Raw genomic sequence first — 17,750 nt, 5'->3', positions numbered from 1 at the left:
GAAAAAATAGCAGAAAACCTAAGAAAATTCAAAATGTTCTGCACTCTCACGCCATAAAAATCAGGCCACGCGAGACGGTGGTGCAGACCAGGAAGGGCGTCTCCACTCCATGCCTTCCCACAGCATGGCCATCTGTGCTGTCGTCAGGCGTGCAACGCCCTCTGCCGGAGACGGCCATGGAAAACGTCCCTTCTCAAGCACCTTGTAATAAAGACAGAACCCCTGACCGTCCCACATCAGAAGCTTGATCCTGTCCCCACGGCGACCACGAAAGGCAAAGAGCGCCCCTGATGTCGGGTTCTGACGCAGCACGTCCTGTGCCAGTGCTGCCAGACCCGATATGCCCTTGCGCATATCGGTCACCCCGCAGGCCAGATAGACACGCACGCCGTTGCCCACGCCAATCATGCCGTCTCCGCAATCCGGATGACCCGGGCCAGAAGATCTTCGGCAGGATGTCCCGTCACCCTGATACTACGGCCATTGCGCAGCACTATGGCCAGTTCGTCAGGATCACCGCCAGATGCCACAGCAGGTGTCGTCACTGAAGCAACAGGAACAAACGCCACAGACTGATCTGGGGAAGATAGTCTTTGACGGAATGACGTCCGCCATTGGTAAAGATGTTGGCGGGTCAGGTCATGTCGACGTGCCACATCCGATACACTTGCTCCATCCACACCAACTTCAGCCAGTATCGCCAGCTTCCGTTCATCCGACCAGCGGCGGCGGCGTTCAACGCCAATCAGGATTTCCTGGGTCATTCTTACCTCTCAAATGACGTCAATAACGACGTCGTTAACGACGTCGTTAACGACGGTAAGTTACCAGTCACAATCCTCAATCATAAGGCGGCCTCAAACGGCCGGTTACGTTCAGCAGCAGTTCCAGCACGGCTGCCGCATGCGCCAGGTGCGCATTAGCCGCTATCTGGTCTGCGCTGGGGGTAACCGTAATCTGCGTGGTACCGCTGGAAGATGATGGCGCGCTATCGGGCGCTGGCGTCCATGCAGACTGCGCGCGCGCGACCTCTCCCGACATAATGACGCCGGCAACCATGCCGCAGACAATTTTCAGCCCCCCCCCGGTCAACCGGGCGGGAGATGGCGCATACGACGCAGGCACCATGACCCAGGCCGCAGGCGCACTGCGCCATGCCGGAGCACAATGCCGCCAGCCACCGGCAAGGGACGGTCTTGTCATGTATGTCCTAATGAACACGAGACACAAAGGAAATATAGAACAGGATCGCGGCCAACGTCATGCAGCCCCCCACCAGGATGGCTGCCCCACGGTTACGCACGGCAGGCGTCACCCGGTCTTCGTAATCCAGGCCGGTCCGTTCCACGAACAGGTAGCTGAGCAGGCTGATCACAAGAACAATGCCCAGAACTGCCGCCATGGTCAGCCCCTGCACCTGGAACGACAGAAGATAGCTCGCCACCACAATGCCCGGCCAGTGCCAAAGATAGACCGAGTAGGAAATGACACCCAGCGGGGAAATCGGCACCAGGCACAACCGGCCAATTTCCGTTTCGGGCAGCATGATGATCACGGCCACGGCAACGCAGGGGAAAACCATCATGTAAGACGGGCAGGCAAACTGGAGTGTATAAAACAGGCCCGACCCCACGATCACCGCAAGGGCTGCCGCATAGATGATGTTCGCAACCACCTTGCTGAACTGCGGGCGCGGAAAGATCCAGATCATCGTGCCAAGGGAAAACTGCCACAACCGGTCGAATATGTTGTAGTAGGCCTGTGTATCACCCTTGAAATAGCTCAGCCCGCAATAGGCTGCCGAAACCGCGAAGATGCCCGTCAGGACAAGTTTGCGGTGTTTTGTCAACGGCAGCAGCAGGGCCATGAGGAAGATGATGGTATAAAACTGCATTTCCAGCGAGAGCGACCACGTATGCAGGAACGGGTAGGCAATACTCTGCCCCTGGAAATAACCGACATGCCCAGATGTTGGACAGGTATACCAGCGCATAGGCGCCATTGATCGCGATATCGGCCCGGTCGCTCTGCAGGACCCACCACAGCATACCTGCCGAGACCAGTGCAATCATGCACACCAGTGCAGGGAGCAGGCGGTAAAGCCTGCGACAGACAAAGCGCACGGGCTGGAACGGATGCTGCATGAGTGCTGAACGGCCCATGAAATAGCCCGAGATCACCACAAAGATATCAACCCCGACAAAGCCCCCCTGCAGCCAACCTGCATGGAACAGCACAACAAGGGCAATGGCGAGGCCACGCAGACCATCGATATCGCGCCGGCGGTTTTTGGGAAAGAAATCTTTCTCAAGTATGTCCCGCCATCTGCTGGAGGTGGAGGCGAGGGCGGCGTCTTTTATTTGCAGCATCAACAAATTTCCACGTATGGCGCCCGTATCCGGCAAGACGGAAGCCCCCCGATACGTCAGGGATGCTTCCGTGTAGTGAGCGGACTTACTGGCCTGCCGCAGGAGTTGCTTTCATCTTCTCAAGCTCGGGCAGCGTTGCCTGCACGATCGCGTCACCCCACACCTTGTAGCTTGCCGGCGTTGCGTGAACGCCATCGATGGTGTTGACACTGCCCCGCTTGAGCAGCGCCGTGCCATCAACATAGGTGCACGGCGCCACTTCGCCCTTCAGGAAGGTTGCCATTTCCGTCGTGCGCTGGTCGGTTTTGCCGTAACGCGGGCTGAACTGCCCCCAGGTCGGGCCAACCCAGATGCATGCGGTCTTGCCGATGGTATAGGTCAGGGTTTTGACCTGTTCGTCCACCCAGTCCTTCGAGACAGCCTTCTGTTCATAGGCAGCCATGGTATCACCCAGGATGACCATGACAACATTGGGGTGCCACTTGGCAATCAGGTCGCTTATGGGCGGCGGAGAGGTCGGCTTCATATTAGGTGCGCCAATCGGTGCATCGCCAATACGCTCTGCCGCACCGCACCCGTTATTGGGGTTGGGCACAACCCAGTCTGCCGCCATGGAAGAACAGACACCATAGGTTACGACCTTCGCACCCCGCTTGGTAAATTCATCTGGCAGAACTGAAAGAAGGGAGTCTTTGAAGGTTACGTGGCTATCGCCGATAATCAGAAGCGTAAGACCCGCGAGAAGAGCATTCATGAATCATTCCTCCGTAAACGATTTATTTTTCAGAAAACGTGCGTTTATGTGAAAATCGCTCCAGCAGTAACATTGACTTCAGTCAATTGCTACCAACTCCGCAATCGATTACAGTTCTCCGGTCAGTTCCTCCTTCTCGATACGTTTGCGCGACAGGTGCCTCAGCCATCCCCTTATACCCAGGGCCGCCAGTCCTACCCCGACAAGACCGGTCAGATAAAGGGCAAAGGGGTGACGGCTCAGATACCAGTCGGCACGCACCCAAAGCGGCAACGAACCTACGGTGTAAGTAGGCGCCGTGCGGTAACTGGTGAACCGGTCGCCATTCTTGATGACCAGATCACCCTGCAATGAAGGCAGGTCTGTCTTGTTGCGCAGGCTGAGAACAAGATCATGAATCTGCTCCGGTGTATCACCCGTAAAGGCAATGATGGAGCGGGCGCGATCATAGGGTGACTGGGCCGCCAGCATCAGTCCCGCCTCAACGATCGGGGCATTGAGCTTTGCGGTCACGCCATTCTTCAGGCCAGCATGGTCACGATCCTGAAACAGGTACCAGATGCCCTGCAGGCCCATATGCTCACCAATCTGGATATGGCTATCCTTGATGACATACGGCGAGTGCGACAGCAGCCGCGTGGCATTACCCAACTGCGCTGCCGTACCCAGCACGATGATGTCTCCCGCAGGCGGGTTGGCCTCAATCTGGTCAGCGGTCACGATCTGCACACCTGATGCCGGATACCATGTCGAGGCACCAAAGAATCCCATCAGGTCCAGGAAGGCGCCAGCCGTGCCGGCATTGATCTGCGATGGCAGCACTACCGTCGTTTCAGACAGGTCAGCCATGCGGGAGAAGGGAAAGGCCGCTTCAGCGAAGTAGGACAGGTTGGGCAGCTCGGCAAAATGGTAGCCACGGCGGAAATCGAGCGTGGAATCAGAATCCACGCTCATATGGATGTCCCCGGGAGTGCGGCGGCAGGCTCCGCGGTCGATCGGTCGGGCATCGAATTTGAACTGCAACTGGTTCTGCCCAAACAGCAGCCAGGTCGGCAGCGCCGTGGTATGCCCGACCGCACCGGCATGCAGGTTGACCATGCGCTGCGACCAGCGCTGCCACAGCCCCGGCGGCGAGAGCGTATAGCTCTGCAGGTAGTTGTTGTTGAGGCTGACATCGACGCGCGATGTCTCAAGATCCACCACCGGGCCACCGGGGGCACGGATCCACATGTCCATCAGGAAAGGACGGCCACGCCAAGTATAAAGATCGGGCGGAAGATGGAAAGGCAGCGTCATCCCTTCAGGCGAGAACCCGCCACCCTGTAGGTCTGCGGCCCCTACCAGTTCGCCAAAACGTACGACACGGTCTATCGGTATAAAGGCAGGTGCATCGTAGGGCTGGCGTGCCTCCAGCGACACGTCCTCCACAACCTTTGACGCGACACCACCCAGCGTATCCGTCGCGAATACAAGCGCACGCGCTGCGACCTCAACTTCCTGCGCATTGCGCCCGGTCACGACCAGAATGGTACCCCAGCGATCATTGGGATTGGCGATTTCCGCCAGCATGGGACCGCGCGGTCGTGTGCCTGCATCATCAACAGGCAGGTTTTCCCCCACCTCGACCGCATTGCCCGAAGCCGGGATCGCCGTATAGACGGGAAAAGACAGCTTGCGGAAATCAGCAATCTTGCCAAACCACGATGACACCAGACCCGCAGCCTTGAGACTGCTTGTTGAAGCAGTATCGGGCAGGACCATCGGCACGCGCAGGGTCGTGCGCAGGTTGGGGTCAAAAAAGGGCGCGGGTAGCCGCGACAGCTTGCGTGCGGGGGCTATGCGGACAGTCGTGAGCGTTATCTGCGACATGTCAGAGATACGCGCCCACAGGATCTCATTGAAGAGATCGTTACAGTCACGCCTGTATTCACCCGCAAAACGGAAATTGAGCTTGTTATCACCAGTAAAATAAAGCGGGTCGATATCGAACGTCAGCGGCCCGAACTGCGGATGATCGGGGTCAACCTTGATCGTGCCGATATACTGCTCGTTCAGCGTTACCGTCACGGCGCTGGCTTCAGGCAGCAGGGAGGGTGAAAGCGCCCCGGAAATCGTCAGCTTCGCGTGAGTGACCACACGGTTGGCCGGCACGATCACGTCCAGCCCCTGCAGGGGGGAATACCCGCGCAGGGTAAGCGGGCCGGTCGTGGCGCCAAGGTTGCGGAATGACAGGGTGCGCGTCACTTCCGTGTCACTGATCCGGTCGGCCACGGCCTGATCAATCGTCGGCACAGCTTCGGGCACGGTACCGGTATTACTGTCACCGAACGGGGTTTCGGCGCTTACACCTTCCTGGTCACCCATGGCGGCGGATGCGGTGGCGGGCTGCACCTGCGCCATCGCTACCGGACAGAGGGCGGCAAAGGCCACAAGAAAGGCAGCGGATGCGGCAGCACCATTACGGGCGCTACGTCGAACAGGTTTCAGCACGAGGCTTTGTTTCTCCAGTTTTTCTTCCACAACAGGCACAGCAGCCTCTTCTTCGTCTGCCACATTGCGTGGAGCCTCACGCGCCCGCCACTTAAAGAGGCCACCAATACTTCTGATTACCATGGTAATACTGCGCAGGGGCCGGTCAGGCTCGAAATCGGCCCAGTTTGCCCAGGCATCATTGCGGCCAAAAACCATATCCACGATCTGGCTTTCATCCTGCAAGTCACGCCGCACCCATTGCAGGCGCATGGACCGTTCCCCCATGGACAGGACACGTGCGGGAACGGTGGTATGAATCCGGTCCCGTTCGTTTACATATTCCACCATAACTTCATCTGGCGCGGGCACATCGACAGGCCAGTGAATATCAATCCCCAACCCACCAAGCGAAATATCGTGTGTATGCGCGGCAAAGCCCCTGCCTTCGCGATCGGAAACCCTGATGGGCAGCGTCACCGTAATACGCGGAGCAGAGCGGGTCTGGCGTGTTTCACGCCCCACCGCAATGGAAGCCAGTACAATGATGAGGCTGATGACCACCCACAGCGTATTAAGCGCAAAGGACTGCAGGGCCAGGCGGTCATGGAACTGCCAGACAATACCAAATACCCCACGCAGGAACGCAATGAACAGGATGCTGGCCAGGATAACGTTGGGGTAGACGGCACTAAAGTCGAAATAGCTTTTTTCCAGCAGGCCGCCCTTGTCCGTCACGTTGAACTTACCCTTGTGGGGCTGAAGCAGGGTAACGATGGTAATGCGGATGAGGAATAACGCCAGCGATGTTTCGTAAATCTCGCTCCAGAAGGAATAGCGCCACCGCCCCTCAATGCGGGAGAGAGTCAGGATGGAATGGAAAATATGCGGTAGCGCATACACACTGATGGCCAGCGGCGAGGCCGCAATGATGTTCTCTCCCAAAAACAGATAGGCCAGCGGGGAGATAAGGAAAGTCACACGCGGGATGGCAAACAGAAAGTGCGACATGGCGGACAGGTAGCACAACCGCTGCTCCCAGCGCAGGCCGCGCCCCAGCAGGGGATTATCCAGCCGCATGATCTGCAGCATGCCGCGCGCCCAACGCACGCGCTGCCCGATATGCAGGATCAGGCGTTCGGTCGCCAACCCACCTGCCAGCGGTTCGCGCAGGTAAGCGGTCCGCCACCCTCTGCGCTGCATCTTAAGCGCGGTATGCGCATCTTCCGTCACGGTTTCCGTAGCAAAACCACCAATGCCCAGAACGGCAGAACGGCGGATAACGGCGCACGAACCACAAAAGAAGGTGGCATCCCAGAAATCATTCCCATCCTGGACAAGGCCATAGAACATGTTGCCTTCCGGCGGGACATGGGCACCAGACACGAGATTGCGCTGGAAGGGATCAGGTGCATAGAAATGGTGCGGCGTCTGGAGCAGGGCAAGATTGGGATCGGCAATCATCCAGCCGATGGTTCTCTTGAGGAAGCCACGGGTAGGCACGTGGTCACAGTCAAAGATAACGGCGAACTGGCCGTCGGTTATCTTCAGCGCGTGATTGAGGTTACCTGCCTTGGCGTGGCTGTTCTCCGAGCGGATGATATACCCTGCCCCCGATTCAAGCGCGAAATCGCGAAAGGTAACCCGGCGCCCATCATCAAGGATGTAGACATTGAGCTTATCTTCCGGCCAGTCCAGTTCCAGCGCGCCCAGAACGGTAGAACGGACAAGATCGAGATCTTCGTTATATGATGGGATATATACGTCCACATTCGGCCAGGTCGCGGGGTCCTCGGGCAGAGGATGTTCCTTGCGCCGCAGCGGCCATGCCATCTGGAAATAGCTCAGACACAGGGTTACGAGCGCATAAACTTCAGCCAGAAGAAGTAGGATAGCCAGAAAGGACTGTATCCACCCATGGAACTCGATGGTGGATGTCAACCGCCATACTAGGTAGCGCAGGGAAACCAGCAGGGAGAGCATCATGAGAAAGATGGTGATGCCACGCCCCTTGAACCTGTTCAGCACAAGCAGGAGCAGAACCGTCCCGATCGAGATCATGCCTTGCAGGTCGGGCAGGAGGGCGATCGAACCTACAAAACTCATCATGGCCACACCGACCACAATCGGCGCCCACGCAGGCACCCGACCTGTACCGATCTGATCCATCAATTCGGTAATTCTGGCGGCTACCGCCTTAGTCATGTACACCGTCAGAACTGCCTATACCTTAAAATGCGATACCCATTCAGTGCAAAACCACATATCTGTACGATAGGAACGCACCCGAAATTTTCAAATGTTCACTGTAAAATTCTACAAACCGAGATTTCTTATTCAAGACGCGCAGGGATTACTCTTCCTAGCATCAGGATTCCATGAAATTTCCACTTTTCCACCATATTATTGACTTAATTCTCTATGGCGAATTCAGTTATTAATTTTATGGCAAACGATTGTCAAGAAAGAAAATATGCCTCTTTAATATATTTTTCATATATCAGGCATATTGAATACCAGTTTAAAAAGAACACACCTAACGAAATACCAAATAATTCATAAATGATTAATTTTTTATTGCTTTATTTTTTACTATAATGCGTATAGAAATTATAGGTATTTTTGGTGATTTTATCAGATATATAGAGATCTGTTATTCTAATTTAATAGAATACGTTATTTTACGTAGAAATTTATATTCCTGAATTTTTTCTATTCAGGATTAGTTTTTTATTTGTTTTTATAGAAACAAATAAAACTATATTTAGAATTTTATATAAATGATCTGACCCGACCAGACGCGACAAGCCCACCCTACCCTGGCAGCAGGCCAGAACATTCATATTTTCCAATAATATCATCCGCCGCCTGTATACCCTTGCCAACCTGCTCCGGCCACTGAAACAAAAGGGGTGCCCTGAACTGATCTTCCGATGGTACGGTAGCTCTCCTCTTGCCATTGCAGGCATTACGGATGGCGCGCTTCCAGGCAGGGCCATCGGTCGGGTCAATATAAGTTACGTCAGTTCCGGCAAATTCATGAAAAACCGGAATATCACTGCATATGACCGGCACATCCAATACAAGAGCCTCAGCCAGTGGCAGGCCAAACCCTTCGCTGAAGGAGGGAAACAGAAGAGCAGCCGAATTTTGCAGCAATGCCGCCACTTCCGGATCAGTCAATCCCTGGCATTCGTGCACATGACCCTGCAGTGCCGGGCAGCGCTCCAGCATGTCGATAACATTTTCGTTTTCCCAGCCACGTTTACCGACAATGACCAGGTGCGGCACGTCCGCGCTTGCTTCCTCTGCCATGGCACGCCAGATATTCAATAACAGCAGATGGTTCTTGCGTGGCTCGATTGTACCAAGACAAACGAAATAGGGCTGCCCCTGCTGCATGAGTTGCTGCTGGAAAACACCTTTCGCGGGAACAGTTTCCCCCAGATGTACACCATGCGGCACAACCTCCACATGCGCCCTTGCCGGACTGAACTGCAGATACGGCGCCAGTGACCGCTCAACCGCATAGGCCGGAACGATAACCCCTGCCCCAAGACGCGCAACCGTCTGCATCCTGACCAGATGTTTCTCTTTTTCTCCAGGACGCCCGTATTCAGGAAATTCAATGGGAATCAGATCATGCACCATGGCAATGAATAGCGCATTATATCGAAGCAGAAAATTCTCGATGCTTCGGGGACGTGTCAGGTGATGGTGCGACACATTAAGATACATTGCCGTGCAAGCTGTATCTGTCCGCCTATCTACTGCCTTCAGCGCCTGCCAGAGCATACGACGCCCCTGCCGGCGCAGGCCGGAACACAGCGCTGTCTGCCCTTCCCATGCCAGGCCGGTCCGCCTTACGAAATCCCGCGCCTCTTCAAATGGAATCTCACCAATCCGGCCCAGAGGATGAAAGGCAACAAAAGTGCTCCGCTGTGGGGCATGCGCCAGCAGATAACGCGCATATTCATACTCCACCCGGTCGATGCCTGTTGGCACGGGCATGCCCGCCCGGGCAATCAGACGTGAAAGGTCCATGAAGATATGCGCTGACATACTGCTAGCATTCCTATTGAAATTTCAGGCAGGCTTAGCAGCTTACCGCTTGATCACATTCAGGCGTTCCAGAGAAGACGTGACAAAACTTGACCCGTCATTCGCCCGTACAGACGAACGGATACGCTCAAGGGTGCCATTTACCAACTTCGCCAGCCCTTCTTCAGAAAAGAAGCCACCCTCGATCATACAGCGGTCAATCAGTACCCTACGGAAGGCATTGAATATCTTTTCATCCGGCGGTGTCGGGTTTCGCCAGAAATCATTCAGACTACCCTGATAGGTAATGCCGGAAATGTCGTAAATCGCCTGCCCCAGTGTAATGGTTGGCACGTTGGATGCCAGGGCCAGCGTGCCTGTGGTGCTGTTGATGGTCACAACGCCACGCGCATCACGCACCAGTACGGCGATATCCCCACATTCGAGGTACCGCACACGGTCCTGTATTCCGTATTTGCGGGCAATACGCATAACCAGCTTACGCCAGTTCTTCACTCCGTTATCCAGCGGGTGTTCTTTGACCAGCAGATACAGGTCCTGCGGCGCATGGTGAGCAAAGGACTGGAGAACATAGTCAATGGCCCCCTCGTTCCCCTTGAACTCCGAATGCAACCGGATCTGCGCATCCGCATCAAGCTGGAGGGGAAAAAGCATATAAGGAAGCGTTTTTTCCTTGATTTCCGCTATGGTCGCATCGGTCCTGATCTGGGCTGCCTCACGGTTCCTTAGGCGTTTGAGCCAGCCAATCCCTTCTATCCATGGATGCCATGGACGATAGTCATTCCAGTGACGGAAATACCATCGGGTCAGGATATCCGCCGCGTTATAGGCAACAGCCTCCAATGCCCTGCGCCGGAACGAAGACGGCACAAAAGAATGCGGCCCCAGTGGCGACAACTCCGCAGCACGCTGCACATACCATTCGGGATCACGTGGAAGATGGGAGTGCCCGTTAACGCCATCAAGTTCCAGCGTAACCCAATCAGGGCGGATGTAGCCTTCCTCAAATACATAGACCCGCACATGCATTTCATGGCAGATGCCAATTGCCACCCGGTGTAGTGGCCGACAGTCCCCAAAAAGCATGACATCGGTAATACCATGTTCACGAATGACCTGACGCACGAAGTCGGGCCACTGTGCGCTGGAACCGGTAAAGTCAATTCCGTTGGGCAGGCGCCAGAACAACTGGTCCCCCCCATTGAAATTGATTTTGTAGACCCCATAGCCGGCCTTGCGCAGGGCGATACCGACCCGACGGAAGAAAGGCCCCATCAAGCCCTGGAAAAGTAGAAAGTTCCGGGACTTGCTTTCAGGTACCTGCATATCCTGTGCCATATTACTTGCTTCGGCTCCCACAGGCCCATGCATTCTGGCGAATACGTTTTGATAACATTATTTTCGTCCTCCCATAGGCCATTTTGACCTGCATAAGCGTGGTTGGACGCCACAGGGCCGAATCTTCAAAACGATCAACAAGGATTTCGGCCTCACAAGGTAACCGGGTCAATGGATCAAGGTAGCGTGGGTAAAGAATTAAGGCACCCGCGACAAGCTCTTCAATATGCAAGATGCGTCCGCGTCTGGACCATGGCACGTCGCCCATGTCCCGGGTCAGGCCCCAACCCGCATAAAAGGGTGCCCCGTAGGTTACGACCGGAATACCGCGCAGCAGGCCCTCAAAGCCTGCAAGTGATGTCAGGGTATGGATTTCGTCTACCTGTTCCATCAGACCCGTTATCGAACCGCCATAACTTATATGATCGGCCCAGGCCAGCACATCCCTCTCGTTCAGGGCACCAGCCCGATAGCCAGACGTCACATCTGGATGCGGGCGGTAAAGGATGAAGGCATCGGGATTATGCCGCCTTACAGCCTGCAGCAGTTCAAGATTGCCACGGATCTGGCCCCCACCCCGCAATACGGACTGGTCATCACTCACCTGGCCTGGAACCAGAATGGTCCGGCGACCGCAACTGTCCCACCCTGCAACAGCCGACTGCCCAGCCTTTCCATATTTTGTAATACCCTTATGCACCAGATAATGAGCCAGATTACGGGCCCGGTTGCGCAACTGTGGATCAAAACGAGTTGTTGCCAAAATATGCTCAAGGTCGCTGGGTTGGGCAGGATCATAGTAAATCCCCCTCTTATCCAGGATGATGGAAGCAGGAACCTGCAGGCCACTCCCCAGCCCTACCGATCTTACAAATCCATCTTCCACTTTCCATACAGGAATATTTTCCTCTTTCGCTCCTTTTTCCAATCCTGGCGGCATACGCGTTACCCATGTTGCAATCGATGCGCCCCGCTTGCGGCATAGCCCAAGCGCCTGCCTGACTGAACGGACAAAACGCATACCGTGGGGAGGCGTTGCCAGAAAATCCGCAATCCTGTCACGCTTCCACCATGACATCCCAATGCAGGCACCAATATGGCGGTTTTCATCGATTACCCTGCGCCATAGCGTCAGTATTTCTATAACATTCCTGATATCAGTTGATTTTTTATTGAATGGATTAACATAATGCCACTGTGTCAGCAGGGCATGCGCAACCATATTCCCATCAAGCTGAATCGGGTCTGCCTGCGCGCTGCCGTCCAGTCCAGGCACGGCATGGCGCACGACTTCCAATCCACGCAGGCTGGCCAAGGTTCCGATCTCTCCTTCTCCAACCTCATGAACCTGACCGACATGGTCAAGCAGGCTGTGAGGATCACACGACATCGAAACGTGGCGAATCTGATTCTGCCTTGCAAATCTTGCAATCCTGCCATGCTTTAAAGGATAAGAAAGAAGAATATTGTCCTTTCCGTTCTGCCTGAGCATTTGTTGAAGCAACTGCATGAGCATGTGAGATGTTGTATTTTGTGTACTGGAACAGCAGATGAGGATGGGGAAAAAATTTCCAAGATGGTATGGCGCTGCCCAGAATGTCCCACCAACCCGCCGACTCACAATTTCATGACGCAGCCAGGCAATTTCCGCATCTGTGCCATCGTGAAGAGGGCGACACGAAGGAATGGCAAGATGAAGTGGCTGCACCTCACGAAATGGGGGGCAACGAAATAGGCTAGGGCAGGCCAATCTAGCCTCCTCTCAAAAGTCGGGACGTTTCCTAATGCATTTCCATATCATTTTCCACAGGTCTGATGGACCTTCGACAAGGAAAATGATATCGCCGTAAGCCTTGATGAAACCATGCCACATCCTTAGATAACACAGTGTAGTCGTGGCCGTATTTGGCTGGCATTCCCGGCAACAGTGCAGTAAGAAACAATGCATCTTCGCCAGATAAGACAGATAGACTGCGTGGTAGGTTGTGCCCGGAATTTATGGTAGGAGCCTTGGTTCTCATGGAAGCGACCAATTAGTAAAAAAGGCACAAAACAATTACCACAATTCAACTTCAAGGATTTCTTACATGCGTCGGGTAGGCAGAAATGAAACCGATAATATGCCGATCCGGTTGTTCAAAAATCCTGTTTTTGAATGCATGACACTCCTGTCCTTCCCCATATTTCTTGTTGTATGGGGGCTGATCCTGTCTGTGGCTCTTGTCTATGCGTTTAGCCATGCCTTTTCGGTCAAGAGTCTGGTGGCCTGTTTCTTGGTCGGTTGGATCATCTGGTTCCCTATGGAATACCTGCTGCACCGTTTTCTCTTCCATCTGAAGGGAACATCAGTATTCGTCAAATCAATGGTCTTTTTAATTCACGGCAATCATCACGAGCAGCCCAACCATCCCCTACGTAATCTTATGCCCCTGAGCGTATCGCTGCCTCTGGCCGCAGTCATATGGTCAGGATGTGTTTGGCTCATGGGAAAAGGAAACGGCAGCGCAGCAGCCGCCGGTTTCATATGCGGATATATCGGCTATGATATTATTCATTATTCATGCCATCAGTTCCCCATGAAATCGAAATGGCTGAAAAAGCTTAAGGCACACCACATCAAGCATCATTATAAAGACCATGATGCAAATTACGCCATTACCGGCATATTTATCGATGATATTTTCCGCACAAATATGAAACAGAAATAATTATTTCCTCTTCTTATACAGACTGAAACCGAAAGAGATTGATATTGCTGGAGCGGTCCACTCCATCATGAACCCATGCTGGAATACGGTCATAATAGATAAAGAGTATTGTTACTATTCCATTGACCACACGACATCAGATACAATTGGCACAAGTGGGTGATCAAAATCCGCGCCAGATTCATACGTCATGCAGAGCTTTTCCATAACCCGACATAATCTACGGCGTGTCGTCAGTTAGGCTCAGGACCCATTGATTTGTGTAGGGAATTTTGCTTCAGGCTCTGCAAGGAGACTGAAGATGAGCGACCTGGAGGGATCGAAGAACCGTTGATTGGCGCGCGTGGTTCCTGATTTCAGGCTTTTGTCGTGCTGATTGACGGTTCTTGGGGTGACTTTTGATCTGCGTCTTGAGCAGATCGGACGCTGTCGCCAATGGGATAGCTACGCGGCCGCGTTCAACCTCTCGAGGAAGAGGAAGCGGCGCATGTTGTAGACGATATTGGCCAAGCCAATCCTCATGGTGGCCCGGGTAATGCCCACGGTCCGGACGAACAATCCCGTCTGCGATTTCTGATCGGCAAAGACATGCTCGACGCGGGATCGGATGACGGACTTCCCTGCGTTAGAGCGCTGGATATGGCGAGGCATGGGCTTGAGATGCGGCTTTTTCCTGTGAACCTTCGAGACGAAACCCTCTTTGTCCATGAAGTCCTCATTGGCTTTCGAGCGATACGCGGTGTCGGCCCAAACGCTTGAGGCCGTATTGGTTTTATCGAGCAAGCCCTCGCGCAGCCTGGCACCATCACTGGCGGCGGCATCCGTCGCTTTCCATTTCCGGATCAGTCGAAACTTTCGATCGATGGAAATATGCGATTTGTAGCCAAAGAACGGGATGGCGAGGTCCGTGGACGGGAGCGTCCCGTCCTCCTGCCGCTTTGCCTTCGTGAACTTCAGTGTCCATCGCGCATGGCGATCCTTGTGGGACAACTTGGCAGGCTTGTCCTGCCAGTCCTGCGGAATGCGGCCTTCCCGAAGATCAACTTTCTCCGCGTTGGTATTGCGCTGCTTTGGCGCCGCCACCAGCGTGGCATCCAGGATCTGGCCGGACATCGGCAGATACCCGGCGTTTCGCAGGGTGGCGTCAAAGCGCTCGAACAGCTTCTGGATGGCGCCAGCCTCGGTCAGCCGTTCACGGAACAGCCAGACCGTTTTGGCGTCAGGCACCCGGTCCGATAACGCCAGGCCGAGGAAGCGCATGAAGGACAGCCGGTCGTTGATCAGATACTCCGTTCGCTCGTCGGAGAGATTGTTCAGCGTCTGGATCACCAGGATCTTGAACATCAGCACCGGATCAAACGGGGGACGGCCACCTTTACTTCCGTCCGCATAGGCCAGAGCCCTGTCCAGATCAGGACGGAACACCTCAAAATCCACAGTCCGAGAAAACGCTTCGAGCTGATCGCCAAGGCCACTCAAACGGGCTAGTCGCTCGTCCACATCAAAGAAGCCCGGCTGCTTCATGAGCCATTCCCTCAATCATCACAGAAGAGAGGGAATCACACACAGAGGGCCAGAACCAGGGGTTTTTCGAACCCTCCACGCAGGGTTGCTACGCGTGAATTCGCTTCCGAATGATTCCTATATGATTCCAGTTGGTGTTCTGGAACGCCAAAAGGCGGCTTGCGCCGCCTTTTAAGTCATTGATTTTATTTGGAATTCATGGTTGCGGGGGCAGGATTTGAACCTGCGGCCTTCAGGTTATGAGCCTGACGAGCTACCGGGCTGCTCCACCCCGCGATTGTAGGGGAGACTGGAAGACCTGGCGGCGACCGACTTTCCCGTGCCTTAAGGCACAGTATCATGGGCGCTGGGGCATTTCACGGCCGAGTTCGGGATGGGATCGGGTGGATCATTCCCCGCCATTGCCACCAGGTCATCTAGTCTCCCCGGTATGGGGAGGGATGTGGATGGGTTGGTGTTTTTGTTAGGTGTTGAGAGTGGATGACTGCTGTGCATGTGTGTTGCCCTTTATGGGGGCTATGGAATGAGCCTATTGGGCGATTAGGACCAGTTAGCTGCACGCATTACTGCGCTTCCACACCTGGCCTATTGACGTGATGGTCTATCACGGCCCTTGGGGAGACCTTGTTTTGAGGTGGGTTTCCCGCTTAGATGCTTTCAGCGGTTATCCCGTCCACACTTAGCTACCCGGCTGTGCCGCTGGCGCGACAACCGGTGCACCAGAGGTATGTTCATCCCGGTCCTCTCGTACTAGGGACAAATCCTCTCAAGTCTCCAACACCCACGGCAGATAGGGACCGAACTGTCTCACGACGTTCTAAACCCAGCTCACGTACCACTTTAATCGGCGAACAGCCGAACCCTTGGGACCTGCTCCAGCCCCAGGATGTGATGAGCCGACATCGAGGTGCCAAACCTCCCCGTCGATGTGGACTCTTGGGGGAGATCAGCCTGTTATCCCTAGAGTACCTTTTATCCGTTGAGCGATGGCCCTTCCACGCGGGACCACCGGATCACTATGGCCGACTTTCGTCTCTGATCGAGCTGTCACTCTCACAGTCAGGCGGGCTTATGCCATTGCACTCGACAGCCGGTTTCCGACCGGCCTGAGCCCACCATCGCGCGCCTCCGTTACACTTTGGGAGGCGACCGCCCCAGTCAAACTGCCCACCATGCAGGGTCCCGGACCTGGCTAACAGGCCTCGGTTAGACATCAGAAACAGTCAGGGTGGTATTTCAAGGATGGCTCCACCGGAACTGGCGCCCCGGTTTCAAAGCCTCCCACCTATCCTACACAGAATGTCTCTGATGCCACTGCAAAGCTGCAGTAAAGGTTCATAGGGTCTTTCCGTCTGACCGCGGGTACCCCGCATCTTCACGGGGAATTCAATTTCGCTGAGCCGATGCTGGAGACAGCGGGGAAGTCGTTACGCCATTCGTGCAGGTCGGAACTTACCCGACAAGGAATTTCGCTACCTTAGGACCGTTATAGTTACGGCCGCCGTTTACCGGGGCTTCAATTCAGTGCTTGCACACCTCCTCTTAACCTTCCGGCACCGGGCAGGCGTCAGGCCGTATACGTCGTCTCTCGACTTCGCACAGCCCTGTGTTTTTACTAAACAGTCGCTACCCCCTGGTCTGTGCCACCCGCCGATGGTTGCCCACTGACGGGTCTTGCTTATCCCGAAGTTACGCAAGTAATTTGCCTAGTTCCTTCAGCATCGTTCTCTCAAGCGCCTTGGTATTCTCTACCAGTCCACCTGTGTCGGTTTCGGGTACGGTCTATATGCCAGAGCTATTTCCTGGAATACGCCAAAAGCCGGATCAATCCGATAAGACCCGACAACATATTGTATTCGTCACTTCTGGCAGGCCCGGGAATATTTGCCCGGTTTCCATCGACTACGGCTTTCGCCCTCGCCTTAGGGGCCGGCTCACCCTGCGCGGATTAACCTTGCGCAGGAACCCTTGGACTTTCGGCGACAGTGTTTCTCGCACTGTTTGTCGCTACTCATGTCAGCATTCGCACTTCCGATATCTCCAGAGAGGGTCACCCCGTCTCCTTCACAGACCTACGGAACGCTCCGCTACCGCGCATTCATAGAATGCACCCACAGCTTCGGCACGTGGCTTGAGCCCCGTTACATTTTCGGCGCAGGGTTTCTAATAGACCAGTGAGCTATTACGCTTTCTTTAAAGGATGGCTGCTTCTAAGCCAACCTCCTGGTTGTTTTGGAATCCCCACATCCTTTCCCACTTAGCCACGATTTGGGGGCCTTAGCTGGTGGTCTGGGCTGTTTCCCTCTCGACAATGGACCTTAGCACCCACTGTCTGTCTGCCTGGCTCATACTTCCGGGTATTCGGAGTTTGGTTAGGTTTGGTAAGGCTTTGGGCCCCCCTAGCCCATCCAGTGCTCTACCCCCCGGGGTAATACCAGACGGTCTACCTCAATAGATTTCGCGGAGAACCAGCTATTTCCGAGTTTGATTGGCCTTTCACCCCTAGCCACAGCTCATCCCCGACTT

General features: G+C 54.6%; 12 protein-coding genes, 1 tRNA gene and 2 rRNA genes (1 of these 15 cut by a window edge). 1 reads left to right on the top strand and 14 read right to left on the bottom strand.

All coding sequences use genetic code 11. The features are described 5' to 3' along the window. Positions 1-60: 60 nt before the first annotated feature. The 10 genes from tnpB to GLX_RS14195 all read right to left on the bottom strand — a co-directional run bounded on the left by tnpB (position 61) and on the right by GLX_RS14195 (position 12,508). Complete coding sequence (gene tnpB / locus GLX_RS14235) at positions 61-408, bottom strand: IS66 family insertion sequence element accessory protein TnpB (RefSeq protein WP_010510701.1); 348 nt, start codon at positions 406-408, stop codon at positions 61-63. Continuing rightward, entirely contained in the window at positions 405-764 is a 360-nt protein-coding gene (gene tnpA, locus GLX_RS14230; RefSeq protein ID WP_007400224.1) for an IS66-like element accessory protein TnpA, read from the bottom strand. Before tnpA ends, tnpB begins: the two co-directional genes overlap by 4 nt. A 76-nt stretch (positions 765-840) precedes the next feature. Next, positions 841-1,203 (bottom strand): hypothetical protein, encoded by a 363-nt coding sequence (locus GLX_RS14225; protein WP_014106655.1) that lies wholly within the window; start codon positions 1,201-1,203, stop codon positions 841-843. Positions 1,204-1,210: 7 nt separating this feature from the next. Then, positions 1,211-1,876 carry an acyltransferase family protein gene (locus GLX_RS19280; RefSeq protein WP_331396595.1) on the bottom strand — a complete coding sequence of 222 codons (666 nt, stop codon included), beginning with the start codon at positions 1,874-1,876 and terminating at the stop codon, positions 1,211-1,213. Next, on the bottom strand, positions 1,767-2,405 hold the full coding sequence (locus GLX_RS19275; protein WP_331396357.1) for an acyltransferase family protein: 639 nt from the start codon (positions 2,403-2,405) through the stop codon (positions 1,767-1,769). Before GLX_RS19275 ends, GLX_RS19280 begins: the two co-directional genes overlap by 110 nt. Positions 2,406-2,454: 49 nt before the next feature. Then, on the bottom strand, positions 2,455-3,123 hold the full coding sequence (locus GLX_RS14215) for an SGNH/GDSL hydrolase family protein (RefSeq protein ID WP_014106653.1): 669 nt from the start codon (positions 3,121-3,123) through the stop codon (positions 2,455-2,457). Between the two features lie 108 nt (positions 3,124-3,231). Then, complete coding sequence (gene bcsA, locus GLX_RS14210; protein ID WP_014106652.1) at positions 3,232-7,797, bottom strand: UDP-forming cellulose synthase catalytic subunit; 4,566 nt, start codon at positions 7,795-7,797, stop codon at positions 3,232-3,234. A gap of 609 nt (positions 7,798-8,406) precedes the next feature. Continuing rightward, positions 8,407-9,387, bottom strand: coding sequence for a glycosyltransferase family 4 protein (locus tag GLX_RS14205; protein ID WP_231850352.1), 981 nt, complete (start codon positions 9,385-9,387; stop codon positions 8,407-8,409). Between the two features lie 309 nt (positions 9,388-9,696). After that, the gene (locus GLX_RS14200) at positions 9,697-10,992 is read right to left on the bottom strand and encodes a capsule biosynthesis protein (protein WP_014106650.1); all 1,296 of its coding nucleotides are present in this window, start codon (positions 10,990-10,992) and stop codon (positions 9,697-9,699) included. 1 nt (position 10,993) lies between these two features. Beyond that, complete coding sequence (locus GLX_RS14195) at positions 10,994-12,508, bottom strand: capsular polysaccharide export protein, LipB/KpsS family (protein ID WP_231850351.1); 1,515 nt, start codon at positions 12,506-12,508, stop codon at positions 10,994-10,996. A gap of 571 nt (positions 12,509-13,079) precedes the next feature. Here GLX_RS14195 and GLX_RS14190 point away from each other — a divergent pair. Next, positions 13,080-13,700, top strand: a complete 621-nt coding sequence (locus tag GLX_RS14190) for a sterol desaturase family protein (RefSeq protein ID WP_050856137.1) — start codon at positions 13,080-13,082, stop codon at positions 13,698-13,700. 444 nt (positions 13,701-14,144) lie between these two features. Here GLX_RS14190 and GLX_RS14185 read toward each other — a convergent pair whose 3' ends face one another. From GLX_RS14185 to GLX_RS14170, 4 genes are all read right to left on the bottom strand, one after another. Further along, a complete protein-coding gene (locus tag GLX_RS14185; RefSeq protein ID WP_014104060.1) occupies positions 14,145-15,224 on the bottom strand; it encodes an IS5 family transposase in 1,080 nt (359 codons plus the stop codon). A gap of 199 nt (positions 15,225-15,423) precedes the next feature. Beyond that, positions 15,424-15,500 (bottom strand) — tRNA-Met (locus GLX_RS14180). A gap of 20 nt (positions 15,501-15,520) precedes the next feature. Next, positions 15,521-15,636 (bottom strand): 5S ribosomal RNA (gene rrf, locus GLX_RS14175). Positions 15,637-15,744: 108 nt separating this feature from the next. Next, positions 15,745-17,750 (bottom strand): 23S ribosomal RNA (locus GLX_RS14170); it runs 733 nt beyond the window's last position.

Origin of the sequence: Komagataeibacter medellinensis NBRC 3288, from assembly GCF_000182745.2 — a bacterium.
Lineage (GTDB): Bacteria > Pseudomonadota > Alphaproteobacteria > Acetobacterales > Acetobacteraceae > Komagataeibacter > Komagataeibacter medellinensis.
Note: the sequence above shows the minus strand (reverse complement) of the source record. Positions and strands in the feature narration are given on the sequence as shown.